The sequence below is a fragment of the Kineococcus mangrovi genome (assembly GCF_041320705.1).
In the GTDB taxonomy this organism is placed as follows: domain Bacteria; phylum Actinomycetota; class Actinomycetes; order Actinomycetales; family Kineococcaceae; genus Kineococcus; species Kineococcus mangrovi.
On sequence record NZ_JBGGTQ010000005.1, the window covers coordinates 86,112 to 103,413 of the forward strand.

General features: G+C 74.9%; 20 protein-coding genes and 4 tRNA genes. 17 read left to right on the top strand and 7 right to left on the bottom strand.

Features of this window, described 5'->3' with window-relative positions; genetic code table 11:
* Nucleotides 1-12 precede the first annotated feature (12 nt).
* The 5 genes from AB2L28_RS11720 to AB2L28_RS11740 all read right to left on the bottom strand — a co-directional run bounded on the left by AB2L28_RS11720 (nucleotide 13) and on the right by AB2L28_RS11740 (nucleotide 2,305).
* Nucleotides 13-1,251, bottom strand: coding sequence for a glycosyltransferase (locus AB2L28_RS11720; protein WP_370718995.1), 1,239 nt, complete (start codon nucleotides 1,249-1,251; stop codon nucleotides 13-15).
* 187 nt (nucleotides 1,252-1,438) lie between these two features.
* A tRNA-Val gene (locus AB2L28_RS11725) sits at nucleotides 1,439-1,513 on the bottom strand.
* Nucleotides 1,514-1,547: 34 nt separating this feature from the next.
* A tRNA-Cys gene (locus tag AB2L28_RS11730) sits at nucleotides 1,548-1,621 on the bottom strand.
* Between the two features lie 32 nt (nucleotides 1,622-1,653).
* Nucleotides 1,654-1,726: transfer RNA gene (locus AB2L28_RS11735), tRNA-Gly, on the bottom strand.
* A gap of 150 nt (nucleotides 1,727-1,876) precedes the next feature.
* Nucleotides 1,877-2,305 carry an SsgA family sporulation/cell division regulator gene (locus AB2L28_RS11740; protein ID WP_370718996.1) on the bottom strand — a complete coding sequence of 143 codons (429 nt, stop codon included), beginning with the start codon at nucleotides 2,303-2,305 and terminating at the stop codon, nucleotides 1,877-1,879.
* Nucleotides 2,306-2,627: 322 nt separating this feature from the next.
* Between AB2L28_RS11740 and AB2L28_RS11745 the strand changes: the two genes are divergently transcribed.
* From AB2L28_RS11745 to AB2L28_RS11795, 11 genes are all read left to right on the top strand, one after another.
* Nucleotides 2,628-3,227, top strand: a complete 600-nt coding sequence (locus tag AB2L28_RS11745; protein ID WP_370718998.1) for a TIGR02611 family protein — start codon at nucleotides 2,628-2,630, stop codon at nucleotides 3,225-3,227.
* 85 nt (nucleotides 3,228-3,312) lie between these two features.
* Nucleotides 3,313-3,384: transfer RNA gene (locus AB2L28_RS11750), tRNA-Val, on the top strand.
* A gap of 17 nt (nucleotides 3,385-3,401) precedes the next feature.
* Nucleotides 3,402-3,986: an MOSC N-terminal beta barrel domain-containing protein gene (locus AB2L28_RS11755; RefSeq protein ID WP_370719000.1), complete on the top strand. Its 585-nt coding sequence runs from the start codon at nucleotides 3,402-3,404 to the stop codon at nucleotides 3,984-3,986.
* 38 nt (nucleotides 3,987-4,024) lie between these two features.
* Nucleotides 4,025-6,025, top strand: coding sequence for a threonine--tRNA ligase (gene thrS / locus AB2L28_RS11760; RefSeq protein WP_370719002.1), 2,001 nt, complete (start codon nucleotides 4,025-4,027; stop codon nucleotides 6,023-6,025).
* Entirely contained in the window at nucleotides 6,022-6,603 is a 582-nt protein-coding gene (locus tag AB2L28_RS11765) for an HIT family protein (protein WP_370719004.1), read from the top strand. Before thrS ends, AB2L28_RS11765 begins: the two co-directional genes overlap by 4 nt.
* 21 nt (nucleotides 6,604-6,624) lie before the next feature.
* Nucleotides 6,625-7,248, top strand: a complete 624-nt coding sequence (gene pgsA, locus AB2L28_RS11770; RefSeq protein WP_370719005.1) for a phosphatidylinositol phosphate synthase — start codon at nucleotides 6,625-6,627, stop codon at nucleotides 7,246-7,248.
* Entirely contained in the window at nucleotides 7,245-8,177 is a 933-nt protein-coding gene (locus AB2L28_RS11775) for a phosphatidylinositol mannoside acyltransferase (protein WP_370719007.1), read from the top strand. The genes pgsA and AB2L28_RS11775 overlap by 4 nt, the downstream gene beginning before the upstream one ends.
* 3 nt (nucleotides 8,178-8,180) lie before the next feature.
* The gene (locus AB2L28_RS11780; RefSeq protein WP_370719009.1) at nucleotides 8,181-9,326 is read left to right on the top strand and encodes a glycosyltransferase family 4 protein; all 1,146 of its coding nucleotides are present in this window, start codon (nucleotides 8,181-8,183) and stop codon (nucleotides 9,324-9,326) included.
* Nucleotides 9,323-9,898, top strand: a complete 576-nt coding sequence (locus AB2L28_RS11785) for a hypothetical protein (protein WP_370719011.1) — start codon at nucleotides 9,323-9,325, stop codon at nucleotides 9,896-9,898. Before AB2L28_RS11780 ends, AB2L28_RS11785 begins: the two co-directional genes overlap by 4 nt.
* 48 nt (nucleotides 9,899-9,946) lie before the next feature.
* Nucleotides 9,947-10,858: a pyridoxal 5'-phosphate synthase lyase subunit PdxS gene (gene pdxS, locus AB2L28_RS11790; RefSeq protein WP_370719012.1), complete on the top strand. Its 912-nt coding sequence runs from the start codon at nucleotides 9,947-9,949 to the stop codon at nucleotides 10,856-10,858.
* Nucleotides 10,855-11,391 (top strand): NUDIX hydrolase, encoded by a 537-nt coding sequence (locus AB2L28_RS11795; protein WP_370719014.1) that lies wholly within the window; start codon nucleotides 10,855-10,857, stop codon nucleotides 11,389-11,391. The genes pdxS and AB2L28_RS11795 overlap by 4 nt, the downstream gene beginning before the upstream one ends.
* A 4-nt stretch (nucleotides 11,392-11,395) precedes the next feature.
* Here AB2L28_RS11795 and AB2L28_RS11800 read toward each other — a convergent pair whose 3' ends face one another.
* Nucleotides 11,396-12,007, bottom strand: a complete 612-nt coding sequence (locus AB2L28_RS11800; RefSeq protein WP_370719016.1) for a nucleoside deaminase — start codon at nucleotides 12,005-12,007, stop codon at nucleotides 11,396-11,398.
* 94 nt (nucleotides 12,008-12,101) lie between these two features.
* Here AB2L28_RS11800 and pdxT point away from each other — a divergent pair, with 94 nt between their 5' ends.
* From pdxT to ruvC, 3 genes are read left to right on the top strand one after another with little or no spacing between them, the layout of a single operon-like run.
* Nucleotides 12,102-12,719, top strand: a complete 618-nt coding sequence (gene pdxT / locus AB2L28_RS11805) for a pyridoxal 5'-phosphate synthase glutaminase subunit PdxT (protein WP_370719018.1) — start codon at nucleotides 12,102-12,104, stop codon at nucleotides 12,717-12,719.
* Between the two features lie 56 nt (nucleotides 12,720-12,775).
* Nucleotides 12,776-13,537: a YebC/PmpR family DNA-binding transcriptional regulator gene (locus AB2L28_RS11810; RefSeq protein WP_370719020.1), complete on the top strand. Its 762-nt coding sequence runs from the start codon at nucleotides 12,776-12,778 to the stop codon at nucleotides 13,535-13,537.
* Between the two features lie 58 nt (nucleotides 13,538-13,595).
* Nucleotides 13,596-14,216: a crossover junction endodeoxyribonuclease RuvC gene (gene ruvC / locus AB2L28_RS11815; RefSeq protein WP_370719022.1), complete on the top strand. Its 621-nt coding sequence runs from the start codon at nucleotides 13,596-13,598 to the stop codon at nucleotides 14,214-14,216.
* Here ruvC and AB2L28_RS11820 read toward each other — a convergent pair.
* Nucleotides 14,129-14,851, bottom strand: coding sequence for a dienelactone hydrolase family protein (locus tag AB2L28_RS11820; RefSeq protein WP_370719023.1), 723 nt, complete (start codon nucleotides 14,849-14,851; stop codon nucleotides 14,129-14,131). The genes ruvC and AB2L28_RS11820 overlap by 88 nt on opposite strands.
* Before the next feature lie 105 nt (nucleotides 14,852-14,956).
* On the opposite strand from AB2L28_RS11820, the gene ruvA reads away from it, so the two are divergent.
* The 3 genes from ruvA to yajC all read left to right on the top strand — a co-directional run bounded on the left by ruvA (nucleotide 14,957) and on the right by yajC (nucleotide 17,207).
* Nucleotides 14,957-15,571, top strand: coding sequence for a Holliday junction branch migration protein RuvA (gene ruvA / locus AB2L28_RS11825; protein ID WP_370719025.1), 615 nt, complete (start codon nucleotides 14,957-14,959; stop codon nucleotides 15,569-15,571).
* The gene (ruvB, locus tag AB2L28_RS11830) at nucleotides 15,568-16,668 is read left to right on the top strand and encodes a Holliday junction branch migration DNA helicase RuvB (RefSeq protein WP_370719027.1); all 1,101 of its coding nucleotides are present in this window, start codon (nucleotides 15,568-15,570) and stop codon (nucleotides 16,666-16,668) included. The genes ruvA and ruvB overlap by 4 nt, the downstream gene beginning before the upstream one ends.
* A 158-nt stretch (nucleotides 16,669-16,826) precedes the next feature.
* Nucleotides 16,827-17,207, top strand: a complete 381-nt coding sequence (gene yajC / locus AB2L28_RS11835; protein WP_370719029.1) for a preprotein translocase subunit YajC — start codon at nucleotides 16,827-16,829, stop codon at nucleotides 17,205-17,207.
* Nucleotides 17,208-17,302 lie beyond the last annotated feature (95 nt).

Genomic DNA, 17,302 nt, shown 5'->3' on the forward strand with positions numbered 1-17,302 from the left:
GGGGGCGGCTCCTCAGCCGTCCTGCCCGCCGGGGACCGCGGCCGGGTCCGCGGTGCCGTCCTCGAGGTCGCCCGCGAGCTCGTCCACCAGGCCCGCCGGCAGGGGCCGCCCCGCCACCCGGGCCAGGACGGCCAGGTGCCGGTGGGCCAGCCGCCGGGCGTCGAACCGGCGCGCGAACTCCGGCCCCCGGGCGGCGGCGGCGCGCAGCGGTCGCGGATCGCTCAGGTGCGCGGCCAGCGCCTCGGTGAGCGCCTCGACGGACTCCGGCGGTACGAGCCGGCCCAGGTCGCCCTCGGCCAGCAGCATCCGCGTGCCCACCGAGCAGTCGGTGGCCACCACGGGCGTGCCCAGTGCGAGGGACTCCAGCAGCGTCAGGGGCATGGCCTCCGTCCGGGAGCTGCAGACGTAGAGGTCGGCCCCCGACAGCACCAGGTCGGGACGGTCGGTGAAGCCGGGCAGGTGCACGTGGTCGGCGCCGAGCTCGGTCACCAGAGCCTCCAGCTCGGCGCGGCCCGCACCTTCACCGGCGATGGTCAGCTCGTGCTCCAGGCCCCGTGCCCGCACCGCGGCCGAGGCGCGCACCAGCAGGTCGAACCCCTTGTGCGGGGTCAGCCGGCCCAGGGAGACCACCTGCGGGACCGTGGAGCTCCGCGGGGGCTGCCCGGCCACCCGCGAGCGCAGGGCGTCGACGTCGATGCCGTTGACGACGACGTGGGTGCGCTCGGCCGGCTGGCCGTTGGCGACGATCCCCGGCACCAGGCCGGGGGAGACGCAGACGGTGGCGTCGGCGTGCGCGTCGGCCAGCCGGGTCACCCGGCGCAGGTGCGGGGGGACCCACGCCGCGACGGCCTCGTCGAGGTCGCCCTGGGCCAGGACGACGAACGGCCGTCGGGTCAGCCGGGCCGCGATCCAGCCCGCGAGCACGCCGTGACCGATCTCCGACCCCGAGACCACGACGTCGTGGTGGCGGGCCTGCGCGACCAGGCGGCGCAGCCCCCGCGGGAGGCGGCGCACACCGGGCTCGGTGGCATCGGCCCCCAGGACGAGGGGCACCGAGGGGTCGGGGGTGGCCGTCGGGGTCCCGGAGACGTCCTCGAGGGCGAAGACGGTCGTCGCGACCCCGTCGGCTACGAACCTGCGCGCCAGCTCCAGGACCACCCGCAGACCGCCGTTCTCGCGCAGGTGCCCCTGCACGAAGAGGACACGCAGGTCACCACGACGTCGGGACACGGGGCGGGGAACCGGAGGCACGGGCACCACGGTACGGACATCGGCGGCGCCGCACGGGCTCACCGCGGATTGGTCAGCCGTCCCGCCGCAGGTGGTCCACCCGTGCGGGGGACGCCTGGACGCGTGCTGGGGGCGAGGTGCGGTGAGGGGGCGCGCAGACGTGCAAGAGGGCCCGGGACCATCGCTGGTCTCGGGCCCTCTGGTGGGGTGGTGGGCGATACTGGGATCGAACCAGTGACCTCTTCCGTGTCAGGGAAGCGCGCTACCGCTGCGCCAATCGCCCTCGTCCTCCGCGCCGGGAGCTACCCGGTGCCGAGTGGAGGTGGAGACGGGATTCGAACCCGTGTGGACGGCTTTGCAGGCCGCTGCCTAACCTCTCGGCCACTCCACCGTGAGGCTCGCGCCCCGCAAGCCGAACCCCCGAGCGGACGACCGGACTCGAACCGGCGACCCTAACCTTGGCAAGGTTATGCGCTACCAACTGCGCTACGTCCGCGTGCTTCCGGTTCCCCTGCCGTTCCCGGCCGGTTCCCCGTGGCGTTGAAAACATTAGCCGACATCGTGGGCTCGGCCAAATCACCCCCGCCGCAGCACGGTCCGGGCGGGGGGAGGCGTCGTGCGGCAGGTCGTCCCGGGGCGCCGGGCCTCAGGAGACGAGGCGGGCGATGAGGTCGTCCAGGTCCAGGTGCCGGCTCTCGCGGCCCGGCGGGACCAGGGCGTCGGCCCGCCGCAGGAAGCGGCGCACGTCGGCCCCGTCGGCCTCGAGCTCGGCGTTGCCGTCCGGCGACGACAGCCGCAGGACGATGCGCGGGCGCCCGTCGGCCGCGTCGGTGCACGGGCGCACCTGCACGTCCCCGTCCCCCGTCGGACCGGTGAGGCCCTCGCGCAGCAGGTCGCGGGCGAAGACCCACTCCACGTCGGCGTCACCGCCGCGGAAGACGGCGTGGATCGCGTAGGGGTCGTCGGCGCCGTAGCGGAGGCTGGCCGGGACCGGCAGGCCGGGGCCACCGGTCGTCCGGAGCCGCAGGGAGACGTCGACGTCGACCTCGGTCTTGCGGTGCGGCAGTGCAGGCACGTCGACCTCCGTGTGCTCTTGGCCGCTGACGGGCTCCAGCGACCGTGCTGACCAGTTTCCCACCAAGTGCGCCGTCGAAACACTCGAACGACGCAACTGGGACGTCGGCGCGTCGTCGGGGGTTCCCCCGCGGTTCGACGGGGGGTCCCGCGCCCAGTGGTGTGACACGGCTCACGGCCGTGGCGGGCAGAACCTCCCCGGGTGCCGGGAGCGTCCGAGCCGGCCCGGTCGTTGGGACCGGCGTCGGGACTGCTGCGGGGACCGGGCCGGGAGGTCGGCCCCCGGCGCCGGCACGGACGTCGAGCGGGACGGGGAGGTACGGGTGGGGGCGGTGCGCGCGCGGGACCACGGGGCCGGTGCCGGCGGGGAGGACGACACCCTGCCGGGCCCCCGGCTGCCCGACCCACCGCACGCGCCGCAGGCCGTGCAGCGCCCCGTGGACGCCCGTGCGGTGGGGCCGGACGCGGCCGCGGAGGCGGCCCGCAGCGCCCGTCGGCACCGCACCCACCGGTTGCGGGCCTCCCTGCACGCGCGGCGCGAGGTCATCCGCGCCGACGTCCGGCGCAACCGGCTGTACCGAGCGGGCGTCGGAGCCGTCGGCACCGCCGTGGTGGTCGTGGGGCTGGCGCTCGTCCCCCTGCCCGGCCCGGGGTGGCTCGTCGTCTTCACGGGACTGGCGGTGCTCGGCAGCGAGTTCTCCTCCGCCCAGCGGCTCAAGCACTTCGGCGAGCGCCAGGTGCACCGCTGGGCGCGGTGGGTCCTGGCGCGGTCGCTGACCACGCGCGCCGCGCTCGGGGCCGGGACCGTCGCCGTCGTCGCCGCCGCGGTGTGGGGCTGGCTCGCGTGGCAGGGGCTGCCCGCGTGGACGCCCGAGGTCGTGACGGCCCAGCTGCAGCGGGTCCCCGGCCTGCGGCAGGGGTGAGCGCACCCGCGCCGGGACGACCGGTCGTGACCAGCCCCGCGGGTCCGGTATGGTTCTCGAGCCGGTCGCGTTCAGCGCGACGACCGGGCGATTAGCTCAGTGGTAGAGCACTTCGTTCACACCGAAGGGGTCACTGGTTCGAACCCAGTATCGCCCACCCAGCACACTCGTGGGGTGTCCGTCACCGGAGCCCTGCGCGAGATCCACCTCTTCCCCGTGAAGTCCGCCGGGGGGATCTCCCCGGACGCGGCCCGCGTCGGTCTCGACGGTCTCGACGGCGACCGCTCCCACGCCGTCGTCGACGACCTCGGTCGCGTGCTGGCCGCCAAGCGCACCCCCGGGCTGCGGGAGCTGCGCGTGCGCGGCGACGGCTCCGGGCCCCCCGTCCTCCTGGTGCCCGGCGACGAGGACCTCGCCACCTTCCTCGGCGTCCCCGGAGCGCACCTCGCCCCCGTCCCCGGGGGGGCGCGGCAGGTCGAGGCCGTCCACGTGGTGACCCTCCGGCAGCGCGCCGACCCGGTCGCGGGGGACACCTCCCGGGCGAACCTGGTCCTCGACCTCGACCTCGACCTCGGCTCCGACCCCGACCTCGGTCTGGCGCCCGGGGGACGACTGCGGGTGGGGGCGGCGCTGCTGGAGGTCGTCGGGGTGCCGCGGCACTGCGGCGGGGTCTTCGCGCGGGTCGTGGAGCCGGGCGCCCTGCGGGTCGGCGACGTCGTCGAAACGGGGGTGGGACCGGCCCGCAGCACGCACGGCTAGAGTCGCCGGAGTCCATCCCCGACCCCCGGAGGCCCGCGGTGCCCGCCCAGCTGTCCATCACCCGTACCGGCGCCGGCGGCGAGGAGACCGGGGCGAGCACGCAGACGCGGCAGGTCCCTGCCGGTACGACGGCGGCCGAGCTGTTCACGCAGGAGCGCGACGTCGTCGTCGCCCGCGTCAACGGCGAACTGCGCGACCTGTCCCACGTGCTGGCCGACGGCGACGTCGTCGAGGGCGTGCCGGTCTCCTCCGAGGACGGGCTCGCCGTCCTGCGCCACTCCACCGCGCACGTCATGGCCCAGGCGGTGCAGCAGCACTTCCCCGAGGCCAAGCTCGGCATCGGCCCGCCGATCCGCGACGGCTTCTACTTCGACTTCGACGTCGAACGCCCCTTCACCCCCGAGGACCTCAGGACGGTCGAGAAGACGATGCAGCGCATCGTCAAGGAGGGGCAGCGCTTCGTCCGCCGCGAGGTCACCGACGACGAGGCGCGCGAGGCGATGGCCGCCGAGCCCTACAAGCTCGAGCTCATCGGCCTGAAGTCCACCGCCGACCAGGCCGCCGAGGGCGCCTCCGCCGAGGTCGGCGAGGGCGGTCTGTCGATCTACGACAACGTGCGCCGGGACGACTCCGTCGCCTTCCGCGACCTGTGCCGCGGCCCGCACGTCCCCACCACCCGCCTCGTCGGCAACGGGTTCAGCCTGCTGCGCAGCGCGGCCGCCTACTGGCGCGGCAGCGAGAAGAACCCCCAGCTGCAGCGCATCTACGGCACGGCGTGGCCGAGCAAGGACGAGCTGAAGGCCTACCAGGAGCGCGTGGCCGAGGCCGAGCGCCGCGACCACCGCCGCCTGGGCGCGGAGCTGGACCTGTTCTCCTTCCCCGACGAGATCGGCTCCGGCCTCGTCGTGTTCCACCCCAAGGGCGGGGTCGTCAAGCGCGAGATGGAGGACTACGTCCGCCGCCGGCACATCGAGGAGGGCTTCTCCTACGTCGGCACCCCGCACATCTCCAAGGGCGGGCTGTTCGAGACGTCCGGGCACCTGCCGTACTACGAGGACACGATGTTCCCCGGCATGGAGCTGGAGAACTCGACGTACTACCTCAAGGCCATGAACTGCCCCATGCACAACCTCATCTTCCGGTCGCGCGGGCGGTCCTACCGGGAGCTGCCGCTGCGGTTCTTCGAGTTCGGGTCGGTCTACCGCTACGAGAAGTCCGGTGTCGTGCACGGCCTGACGCGCGTGCGGGGCCTGACCCAGGACGACTCCCACAGCTACGTGACCGCCGAGCAGGCGCCGGGGGAGATCACCCACCTGCTCGACTTCGTCCTCGGCCTGCTCAAGGACTTCGGCCTCGACGACTACTACCTCGAGCTGTCGACCCGCGGGGACTCGGAGAAGTTCATCGGCTCCGACGAGCAGTGGGCGGCCGCGACGCAGGTGCTGGAGGACGCGGCGAGGGCGACGGGCCTGGAACTCGTGCCCGACCCGGGCGGAGCGGCCTTCTACGGTCCGAAGATCTCCGTGCAGGCCCGCGACGCCATCGGGCGCACCTGGCAGATGTCGACGATCCAGTACGACTTCAACCAGCCGGAGCGGTTCGGCCTGGAGTACACCGCAGCCGACGGCTCCAAGCAGCAGCCGGTGATGATCCACTCGGCCAAGTTCGGTTCCCTCGAACGCTTCTTCGGCGTCCTCGTCGAGCACTACGCCGGTGCCTTCCCCCCGTGGCTGGCACCCGTGCAGGTCGTCGGCATCCCCGTCGCCGACGCCCACGTCCCGCACCTGCGCGAGGTCGCCGACCGGCTGCGGGCCGCCGGCGTGCGCGTGGAGGTCGACGACACCGACGACCGCATGCCGAAGAAGATCCGCACCTGGACCAAGCAGAAGATCCCCTTCCTGCTCATCGCCGGGGCCGAGGACGTCGAGAACGGTGCGGTGTCCTTCCGGTTCCGCGACGGCAGCCAGGAGAACGGCGTGGCCGTCGCCGACGCCGTCGAGCGCATCGCGGCCGCCGTCCGCGACCGGGTGCAGGTGTGAGCGGGTCCACCGAACCGCCCGCCGGACCCCCCGCCGAACCGGCGGAGGGGTTCGCGGGCGAGCCCGACGGGTTCGGCCGGCTCTGGACGCCGCACCGGATGGCGTACATCCAGGGCGAGCACAAGCCCGCCGACACCGAGGCCGGGAGCTGCCCGTTCTGCCGGGCCCCCGCCCGCTCCGACGCCGACGGCCTCGTGGTGCGGAGGGGCGAGCACGTCTTCGCCGTGCTCAACCTGTTCCCCTACAACCCCGGGCACCTCATGGTCTGCCCGTACCGGCACGTCTCGGCCTACGTCGACCTGGAACCGGGCGAACTCGCCGAGTTCACCGCCTTCACCCGCGCCGCCGTCCGCACGCTGAGCGCCGCCTCCTCCCCGGCCGGGTTCAACCTGGGCATCAACCAGGGCGACGTGGCGGGGGCGGGCATCGCGGCGCACCTGCACCAGCACGTCGTGCCGCGCTGGCAGGGGGACGCGAACTTCCTGCCCGTCGTGGGCCGGACGAAGGCGTTGCCCGAACTGCTCGAGGACACCCGGTCGCGCCTGGCCGCCGCGTGGGTCACCGACGCGGTCGACTGACCGCCCTACTCTTTCGACACGATGCTCAACACCTACGGTCGCGCGTTCGCCACGAAGCTCTTCACCCCGATCGCGCGCTTCCTGCTGCGGTGCGGGATCACCCCCGACGTGGTCACCGTCGCGGGGACGGTCGGGGTCGTCGCCTGCGCGCTCGGCCTCTACCCGACCGGCCACCTGTTCTGGGGGTCCCTCGGGGCCACGGTGTTCGTCCTGTCGGACACCATCGACGGGACGATGGCGCGGATCAGGGGCAGTTCCGGGAAGTGGGGCGCCTACCTGGACTCCTCGCTCGACCGGTTCGCCGACGCCGCCCTGTTCGGCGGGCTGGTCGTGTGGTTCGGCCGCGGGGGCGCCTCGGACCTCACGGCCGGGCTGGCGCTCGCGTGCCTCGTCCTCGGCAGCACCGTCTCCTACGTCAAGGCCCGTGCCGAGGGCCTGGGCTACACCGCCAACGTCGGCCTCGCCGAACGCGGGGAGCGGATCGTCGCCGTCCTCGTCGGCGCCGGGTTCGTGGGCCTCGGCGTTCCGCTGCTGTTCCTCCAGGTCGTCCTCGCCCTGCTCGCGCTCGCCAGCGCCGTCACGGTCGTCCAGCGCATGGCGACCGTGCGGCGCCAGGCCCTCGCCGCGCCGCAGGCCGACGCGTGAGCCTGCGGGACCGGGTGGCCGTCGGCGCCTTCCGGGCCGGGTGGCGGTTCGCCCGGGCGGTGCCCGAGGACCTCGCCGTCACCGCGAGCCGGCACGCCGCCGACGCCCTCGCCCGTCGCGGCGGGCCCCGCGTCGAGCAGTTGCGGCGCAACCTCGCCCGCGCCCGCCCGGACGCCGCACCCGCCGAGCTGGACGTCCTCGTGCGCGACGGCCTGCGCAGCTACGCCCGCTACTGGCTCGACGCCTTCCGCCTGCCGGCCTGGACCCGGGAGCGGACCGTCGGGGCCGCCCGGTTCGAGCGCGGGCAGGACCTGCGCGCGGCCCTGGCCGACGGCCGCGGCGCCGTCGCCTTCCTGGGGCACCTGGGCAACTGGGACCACGCCGCCGCCTGGTCGGCCACCGAGCTCGCTCCCGTCGTCACCGTGGCCGAACGGCTGCGCCCCGAGCAGGTCTACGCCGAGTTCCTCGCCTTCCGCCGCTCCCTGGGGGTCGAGGTGCTGCCGCTGGGCGATCCGGCGAGCTTCGGGACGTTGCTGCGCCGGCTGCGGGCGGGCGCCTTCGTCCCCCTCCTGGCCGACCGCGACCTCACCGGCGCCGGGGTGGAGGTCGACTTCCTCGCCGGGCGCGTGCGGATGGCGCAGGGCCCGGCGACGCTGGCTCTGGCCACGGGGGCACCCCTGTTCCCCATCGGGTTGTTCCACGAGGTGCGCCAGGGGCGGCGCGTCCTCGTCCTGGACGTCGCCGACCGGGTTCCCGCGCCCGCCCGGCGTCCCGGGGAGGGCCCCCGGGAGCACCGCCGCCGGGCCGTGGCCGAGATGACCCAGGCGTGCGCCGACGCCCTGGCCGAGGTGGTGGTGGCCCACCCCGACGAGTGGCACGTCCTGCAGCCGGTGTTCGCGCCGGTGGTCCCACCGCCCCCGGGGCGCTGAGGCGTGCGCATCGGGATCGTCTGCCCGTACTCCTTCGACGTGCCCGGCGGCGTGCAGTTCCACGTCCGCGACCTCGCCGAGCACCTCCTCGGCCTCGGCCACCACGTGCGCGTCCTGGCCCCGGCCGACGACGAGTCGACCCTGCCGCCCTTCGCCGACCCCGGCGGCAGCGTCGTCGCCGTGCCGTACAACGGGTCCGTGGCGCGGTTGTCCTTCGGCCCCGTCACCGCCGCGCGCGTCCGCCGGTGGCTCGCCGAGGGGTCCTTCGACGTCCTGCACGTGCACGAGCCGCTGTCGCCGAGCACGTCCCTGCTGGCGCTGTGGGCCGCGAGCCCGGTGACCACCGGCCCGCTCGTCGCCACCTTCCACACCGCCAACCTGCGCTCGCGGGCCATGCAGGCCGCCTTCCCGCTGCTGCGCCCGAGCCTGGAGAAGATCGCCGCCCGCATCGCCGTCAGCGAGGACGCCCGCCGGACCGTCGTCGAGCACGTCGGCGGGGACGCCGTCGTCGTGCCCAACGGCGTCGTCACCCGCGCGTTCGCCCGGGCCCCGCGGCGCGCGGAGTGGACCGGGACGCCGCGACGCCCCGTCGTGGCCTTCGTCGGCCGGCTCGACGAACCCCGCAAGGGGCTGCCGCTGCTGTGCGAGGTCGTGCCGCTCGTGCGCGCCGCCGTGCCCGGGGCCCGCTTCCTCGTCGCCGGCCGCGGCGACGTCGCCGCCGCCCGCGAGCTGCTCGGACCCGCCGACCGGGACGCCGTGGAGTTCCTCGGCGCCGTCGACGACCGGGCCAAGGAGTCCCTCCTGGCCAGCGCCGACGTCTACCTCGCCCCGCACACCGGCGGGGAGAGCTTCGGCATCGTGCTCGTGGAGGCCATGGCGGCCGGCGTGGCCGTCGTGGCCGCCGACCTCGGCGCCTTCCGCCGCGTCCTCGGGGACGGCGCGCACGGTGCGCTGTTCGACGTCGGCGACGCGGCCGCCGCCGCCCGCGAGGTGCTGACCCTGCTGGCCGACCCGGACCAGCGCGCGGTCCTCGCCGCCGCCGGGCGGGCCGCCGCCGCCCGGTACGACTGGTCGGTCGTGGCGGGGGAGGTCCTGCGGGTCTACGAGACGGTCCTCGGGCGCGGGGGGCCGGGGAGGAGCCGGCGGTGACGGCGGTCGCGTGGGTCCTCACCGCGCTCCTCGTCCTCGTGGCGCTCGCGGGGTGGCTGTCGGCGACGGCGCAGCGCGTCGACCGCCTGCACCGACGGGTGGAGACCAGCCGCGCCGCCCTGGACGCCGAGCTGACCCGGCGGGCCAGCGCGGCCCTGGAGTTCGCGCTGGAGAGCTCGGCCCACCTGGACCCGGCCTCGGCGCTGCTGCTCGCCGACGCCGCCACCACCAGCCTGGACGCCCCGCGGACCCCGGCGGCCCTGCGCGAGGCCAACGACGCCGACGACGCCCACCGGTGGCGCGTGGAGTCCGACCTCACGCGCGCCCTGGCCGCGGCGCTGCCACCGAGCGACGGCGCGGGGCTGGGCCGGGTCCTCGAGGCGGCCCGCCGGGTGCAGCTGGCCCGGCGCTTCCACAACGACGCCGTCGTGCAGACCCGGCGCCTGCGCGGCAAGCGGGTCGTGCGCTGGGCGCACCTGGCCGGGCGGGCGCGGCTGCCCGAGACGGCGGACTTCCTCGACGGGGAGGGCGACGGGGTCGATCCCACGGCCGGTTCCGCGGCCCGGCCGTAGGATGGCGCCCGCCTGAACTCCGTCCGACCGATCGCGAGGCACGTGCACGTGAGCACTGAAGTCAGCACCACCAGCGGGCCCGTCGTCGGGACGAGCCGGGTGAAGCGCGGCATGGCCGAGATGCTCAAGGGCGGCGTCATCATGGACGTCGTCACCGCCGAGCAGGCCCGCATCGCCGCCGACGCCGGAGCCGTGGCCGTGATGGCCCTCGAGCGGGTCCCCGCCGACATCCGCGCGCAGGGCGGGGTCTCCCGGATGTCGGACCCGGACGTGATCGACTCGATCGTCTCCGCGGTCTCCATCCCCGTCATGGCCAAGGCCCGCATCGGCCACTTCGTCGAGGCCCAGGTGCTGCAGTCCCTGGGGGTGGACTACATCGACGAGTCCGAGGTCCTGACCCCGGCCGACTACGCCCACCACATCGACAAGCACGCCTTCACCGTGCCCTTCGTCTGCGGGGCCACGAACCTCGGGGAGGCGCTGCGGCGCATCACCGAGGGCGCGGCGATGATCCGCTCCAAGGGCGAGGCCGGCACCGGTGACGTCTCCAACGCCGTCACGCACGTGCGCACGATCCGCGCCGAGGTGAACCGGCTGCGCTCGATGTCCCCGGACGAGGTCTACGTGGCCGCCAAGGAGATGGGCGCGCCCTACGACCTCGTGCGCGAGGTCGCCGAGACCGGGAAGCTGCCCGTCGTGCTGTTCACCGCCGGCGGCATCGCCACGCCCGCGGACGCGGCGATGATGATGCAGCTCGGCGCCGACGGCGTCTTCGTCGGCTCGGGCATCTTCAAGTCCGGCAACCCGGCCCAGCGCGCCGAGGCCATCGTCAAGGCGACGACCTTCCACGACGACCCCGACGTCATCGCCGAGGTCTCCCGCGGTCTGGGCGAGGCCATGGTCGGCCTGAACGTCGAGGCCATCCCCGAGCCGCACCGCCTGGCCCAGCGCGGCTGGTGACCGGCGCCGGGGAGCACGACCCGCTGGGGCCGGAGTGGGGGCACGGCCCCGACGGGGTCCGGACCCGCAGCGCCTCCCGCGTCGTCCTGCTGGACGAGGCGGGACGCGTGCTGCTGCTGCGCGGGACCGACCCGGCCCGCCCGGGCACCGACTGGTGGTTCACCGTCGGCGGCGGCCGGGGGCCGGGGGAGGACGCCCGCGCGGCGGCGGTCCGGGAACTGCGCGAGGAGACCGGCCTCGACGTCGACCCGGCCACCCTCGACGGGCCCGTCTGGGCCCGGGTGGCCGACTTCCCGTTCCTCGGCCAGACCTGCCGGCAGACGGAGGAGTTCTTCGTCCACCGCGTCGCGGCCGGTTTCGAGCCCGACCGGGCGGGGTGGACGCCGCTGGAGCACGCGTCGGTCTCGGAGCTGCGCTGGTGGGTCCCCGGCGAGCTCGCCGGGTCCGGCACGGTCTACTACCCCGAGGACCTGCCGCGACTGCTCACCGAGCTCCCGCCGGTCTGGTCGGGTCCGCCGCTGCCCGTCGCCTGACGGGTCAGCCGGCGGCGCGGGCGTTGTAGACGACCGCGCCGGTGGCGGCGACGTGCTCCGCGTACGCGCGGTAGACCTCCAGCGCCTCCTCCCGCAGGACGTCGGTGACGACGGCGATCCCGCGGGCCTGGAACTGCTCGGCCCAGTCGTCGCGGACCGGGCCCTCGTCGAACCCGGTGATCTCCTCCAGCTCCGGCCCGGACCCGGCCACCACGAGGGTGCGCACCCCCGACCACAGCGTCGCGCCGTAGCACTGGGCGCACGGGCGCCAGTTCACGACGAGCTCGCGGCGGGCGCCGCCCGCGCCGAGGTCCCACGACCCGGTGCGGGCCTGGGCCAACCCCAGGGCGGTGACCTCGGCGTGGCCCGAGGAGATCCCCGTGGACAGGACGACGTTGACGCCGACGGAGACCAGCTCGCCGCTGTCGGTGTCGACGACGACCGCCGCGAACGGGCCGCCGTCGCCCTCCCGGAAGTTCCGCGCGGCGAGGCGGTGGACCAGGGCCATCCGCTCCCGCCGGGTCGGCAGGACCGCGGGCGTGCCGGACAGTTCCTCGTCCACCCAGGCGGGCAGGGCGATGGTGAAGGAGCGGGCGAGGTCCGCGGGTACGGGCATGCTGTCCGGTCCTCCGGTGTGGTCCGTGGTGCGGTCCCGCCGCAGCGTAGGGCCAGGCACGTGCGCGGACCCTCCCGGGCCCTACGCTGCGCCGGTGACCAGCACCACCCCCACGATCGGCGTCCTGGCCCTGCAGGGCGACGTCCGCGAGCACGTCGCCGCCCTGGAGTCCGGTGGCGCACGGGCCGTCACGGTCCGTCGCCCGTCCGAGCTCGGCGACGTCGACGGCCTCGTCCTGCCCGGCGGGGAGTCCACGACGATCGACCGGCTCCTGCGGGTCTTCGAGCTGCGCGAGCTGCTGCGCGAGCGCATCGCCGGCGGCCTGCCCGTCTACGGCTCGTGCGCGGGCATGATCCTGCTGGCCGACCGGCTGCTCGACGGCGCGCGCGACCAGCAGACCCTCGGTGGCCTCGACGTCACGGTGCGGCGCAACGCCTTCGGCCGGCAGGTGGACTCCTGGGAGGAGCACCTGCCGTTGGCCGGCATCACCGACGGTGGACCGCCGACCGACGCCGTGTTCATCCGTGCGCCGTGGGTCGAGGAGGCCGGGCCGGGCGTGCAGGTGCTCGGCCGGGTGGGCTCCGGGCCCGCCGCGGGTAGGATCGTCGCCGTGCGGCAGGGCGCTCTGCTGGCCACGGCGTTCCACCCGGAGATCACCGGGGACGACCGGGTGCACCGCCACTTCGTGGCGATGGTGCGGCAGCGGGACTGACGCGCACGGGATTTCGCAGGACAGCGGAGCATTTTCAGCGAGGCGGAGGGAACCACATGTCCGGCCACTCCAAGTGGGCGACGACGAAGCACAAGAAGGCCGTCGTCGACGCCAAGCGCGCCAAGAGCTTCGCTCGGCTCATCAAGAACATCGAGGTCGCGGCCCGCACGGGCGGGGGCGACCCCGCCGGCAACCCGACCCTCTACGACGCCATCCAGAAGGCGAAGAAGACGTCGGTGCCGGCCGACAACATCGACCGCGCCGTCAAGCGCGGCTCCGGGGCCGAGGCCGGTGGCGCCGACTGGCAGACGATCATGTACGAGGGGTACGGCCCGGGCGGCGTCGCGCTGCTCGTGGAGTGCCTGACGGACAACAAGAACCGGGCCGCCATGGAGGTCCGGACGGCGATGACGCGCAACGGCGGCTCGATGGCCGACCCGGGCAGCGTCGCGTACATGTTCAGCCGCAAGGGCCTGGTCGTCATCGGCAAGGAGGGCACCGAGCTCAGCGAGGACGACGTCCTGCTCGCCGTCCTGGAGGCCGGCGCCGAGGAGGTCACCGACCAGGGCGACACCTTCGAGGTCGTCTGCGAGGCCACCGACCTCGTCGCCGTGCGCGAGGCGCTACAGGCCGCGGGCATCGACTACGACTCCGCGGAGAACAGCTTCGTGCCCAGCGTGCAGGTGCCGCTGGACGCCGAGGGCGCCACCAAGGTGTTCCGGCTGGTCGACGCACTGGACGACTGCGACGACGTGCAGAACGTCTTCGCCAACCACGACGTGTCCGACGACGTCATGGCGGCCCTCGAGGACGCCTGACACCCCGGCCCGCCGCTCCTGACGGCCCCCGCGACCGCCCCGTGCGATCGTGGGGGCCGTGCGCGTGCTGGCGGTGGACCCGGGTCTGACCCGGTGCGGGATCGGGGTGGTCGACGCCGTCCGCACCGGGCGGCGGGCCGCCATGGTCGGCGTCGGCGTCGTGCGCACCCCCGCCACCGACCCCGTCGAAGCCCGGCTCCTGGCCATCAGCGAGGGCCTGGAGACCTGGCTGGACACCCACCGTCCCGACGTCGTCGCCGTCGAGCGCGTCTTCGCCCAGGCCAACGTGCGCTCGGTCATGGGCACCGCGCAGGCGGCCGGGCTGGTCCTCGTCGCCGCCGCCCGCCGCGGCCTGCCGGTCGCGATGCACACCCCCAGCGAGGTCAAGGCCGCGGTCACGGGGGACGGGCGCGCCGGCAAGGAGCAGGTGACGACGATGGTCACCCGCATCCTCGGCCTCGACAGCCCCCCGCGACCGGCCGACGCCGCCGACGCCCTCGCCCTGGCCCTGTGCCACCTGTGGCGGGGCGGGGCGAGCACCCGGCTGGAGGCCGCCGCGCACTCCGCGCTCGTGACGGGACGGCGGAACGCCTACGCCGAGGCCGAAGCTGCGGCCAGGCGCTCGCGCAGGAACGTCGTCGTGCGCTCCCAGGCCAGCTCGGCGGACTCGCGCCGGTAGTTGGGGCGCTCGTCGTTGTAGAAGGCGTGCGGCGCGGGGTACTCGTGCAGCGTCACGTCCACACCGGCCTGCTCGCGGAGGCGGTCGGCTGTGGCACGGACGGCGTCCAGCGGCACCGAGGTGTCCTCCTCGCCGTAGTGGCCGAGGACCGCCGCGCGCAGCCCCGAGAAGTCGGTGTCCTCGCCCGGCAGGCCGTACCAGGGCACGGCCGCGCCGACGCGCTCGCCCTGCTGGGCCGCCAGGCGCAGGACGAAGCCGCCGCCCATGCAGAACCCGACGGCCCCCACGGTCGAGGACGTCACCTCGGGACGGTCCAGCAGGTACGTCACGGCGCCGGCGAGGTCCTGGGCGGCCCGCTCGGCCGGCAGGTCCGTCATGAGCTGGGCCGCCTCGGCGGAGTCGTGCGTCGTGCGTCCGCCGTAGAGGTCGGGGGCCAGCGCCACGAACCCCTCGCGGGCGAAGCGGTCGACGATGGCGGCGATGTGGTCGGTCAGGCCCCACCACTCCTGGATGACGATGACCCCGGGGCCGGCGCCGGACTCCGGGACGCGCAGGTAGCCGTGCGCGTGGCCGGACTCCGTGGCGCTGTCGAAGGTGACGTTCTGGAGGGCGTTGTCGTTCTGCTCGTGGCTCACGGGAGCACTCTGCCCCGGCGTGCCGGGTCCGTCGTGTCGGAGGGGGCGTCTAGCCTCTCGTACAAGTGTTCGGTGTGCGTCTGGTTCGGTGGGCTTGGAGGTCGTGTGATCGCGTCGGTGCGCGGGCGGGTGCTCGCGGTGCGGCTGGACTCGGCGGTCGTCGAGGTGGGCGGGGTCGGGATGTTCGTCCTGGCGGCGCCGGCGACCCTGGCGGGGCTGCGCGTGGGGGAGGAGGCGCTGCTGCACACCACGCTCGTGGTGCGCGAGGACTCCCTGACGCTGTTCGGCTTCGCCGACGCCGACGAGAAGGAGGTCTTCGAGATCGTCCAGACCGCCTCCGGCGTGGGACCGAGGATGGCGCTCGCGATGCTCGCGGTGCACCGCCCGGACGGGATCCGGGCCGCGGTCGCCGCCGACGACCACGCCGCGCTGGTCCGGGTGCCCGGCATCGGCAAGAAGACGGCCCAGCGCATCTGCCTGGAGCTGGGGGACCGCCTCGGCCCGCCCGCCGGTGCCGCAGCACCCGCGGCCCCGGCGGACGGCGGGGACCCGCGCAAGGACCAGGTCGTCGAGGCGCTCGTCGGCCTCGGGTACCCGCTCAGGCAGGCCGGGGACGCCGTCGACGCCGTGCTGGCCGACCAGCCCGACGGCACGGCGGCCGAGGCCGACGTGCCGGGCGCCCTGCGCGCGGCCCTGCGCCACCTGTCGGGCCGCGGATGAGCGAGCGGCTGGTGACCACGGGCGCCGACGAGCGGGAACGGGCCGCGGAGTCCGCGCTGCGCCCGCACGGCCTGGAGGAGTTCGTGGGGCAGAAGGTGGTGCGCGAGCAGCTCTCCCTCGTCCTGGACGCCGCCAAGGCGCGGCAGGCCCCCAGCGACCACGTCCTGTTCTCCGGTCCGCCCGGGCTGGGCAAGACGACGCTGGCGATGATCGTCGCCTCGGAGATGGGCGCCCCGCTGCGCCAGTCCAGCGGCCCGGCCATCCAGCACGCCGGCGACCTCGCGGCCGTCCTCAGCTCCCTGGACGAGGGCGAGGTCCTCTTCCTCGACGAGATCCACCGGATGGCGCGCCCGGCCGAGGAGATGCTCTACATCGCGATGGAGGACTTCCGCGTCGACGTCGTCGTCGGCAAGGGCGCCGGGGCGACGGCGATCCCGTTGGAGCTGCCGAAGTTCACCCTCGTGGGGGCGACGACGCGGGCCGGTCTGCTGCCCGCGCCGCTGCGCGACCGCTTCGGCTTCACCGGCTACCTGGACTTCTACACCCCCGAGGAGCTCGTGCAGGTGCTGCGGCGCAGCGCCTCGCTGCTCGGGGTGCAGCTGACGGCCGAGGGGGCCGCGGAGATCGGCGGCCGCTCGCGCGGCACCCCGCGCATCGCGAACCGGCTGCTGCGGCGGGTGCGGGACTGGGCGCAGGTGCGCGGGTCCGGGATCGTCGACCGCGGTGCGGCACGGGCGGCGCTGGAGGTCTACGAGGTGGACGAGCGCGGGTTGGACCGCCTCGACCGCGCGGTCCTGGACGCGCTGTGCCGCCGGTTCGGCGGGGGTCCCGTCGGGCTGTCGACGCTGGCCGTCGTCGTGGGGGAGGAGGCCGAGACGGTCGAGACCGTCGCCGAGCCGTTCCTCGTGCGCGAGGGGTTGCTGGGCCGGACCCCGCGCGGGCGCATCGCGCTGCCCGACACGTGGGCGCACCTGGGGCTGACCCCGCCGCGCGACGCGCCCGCCGGCGCGGCCTGGCAGCCCACCCTGGAGGACGGGTCCGACGAGGGGCCGCCCGACGCTCCCGGCGGTTCCGGGGCGCAAGGGCCGACCGGGTGAACCCCTAGACTACCCGGGCGAGTCGGTCCCGCCCCGTGCTCCTGCTCCGTCCCCGCGGAACCTGGCAGGTGCCCCTGGCGTTGGGTCGGCCGAGTCGGCACAGGGCCGACGCAGGTGCCGGTGAGTCGTCGATCCCGCCGGCGCGGAGAGGTTGTGTCGTGGACGGTTCGTTGTTCTTCCTGCTCATCATGGCTGCGCTGCTGGTCTTCATGTTCAGCCGCACGCGCAAGCAGCAGAAGGCGCAGCAGCAGATGCAGAACAGCATCGGCCCGGGGTCCGAGGTCATGACGACGTCGGGCATGTTCGGGACGGTCGTCGAGCGCACGGACGAGCACGTCGTCATCGAGATCGCCCCCGGCCTGCAGACCCGTTGGACGCCGCGGGCCGTGGCGCGCGTGGTCACCCCGGTGGCTCCCGTCGAGGACGCCCCGCTGAGCGACGCCGATCGCGCGCCGGACTCCCTCGAGGGCCTCGACCTCACCAAGCGGGACGGGGACACGCCCGGCGACGGGACCACGGGCGGTGGCCCGCGCGCATAGCGACTACTGGTATGACAGCAGTCGTCCACGAGCAGTGACAAACTTGCGCTGACCGGGTGGTGGTCCCGCCGCCCGGCTGGCGCCTGTCCCGAGGT

Bases quoted from the DNA above. Each gene is read 5' to 3' on its own strand.
- pgsA (WP_370719005.1), top strand. From the start codon at position 6,625: ATGCTCAACACCTACGGTCGCGCGTTCGCCACGAAGCTCTTCACCCCG.
- AB2L28_RS11800 (WP_370719016.1), bottom strand. From the start codon at position 12,007: ATGCCCGTACCCGCGGACCTCGCCCGCTCCTTCACCATCGCCCTGCCC.
- AB2L28_RS11810 (WP_370719020.1), top strand. From the start codon at position 12,776: ATGTCCGGCCACTCCAAGTGGGCGACGACGAAGCACAAGAAGGCCGTC.
- ruvB (WP_370719027.1), top strand. From the start codon at position 15,568: ATGAGCGAGCGGCTGGTGACCACGGGCGCCGACGAGCGGGAACGGGCC.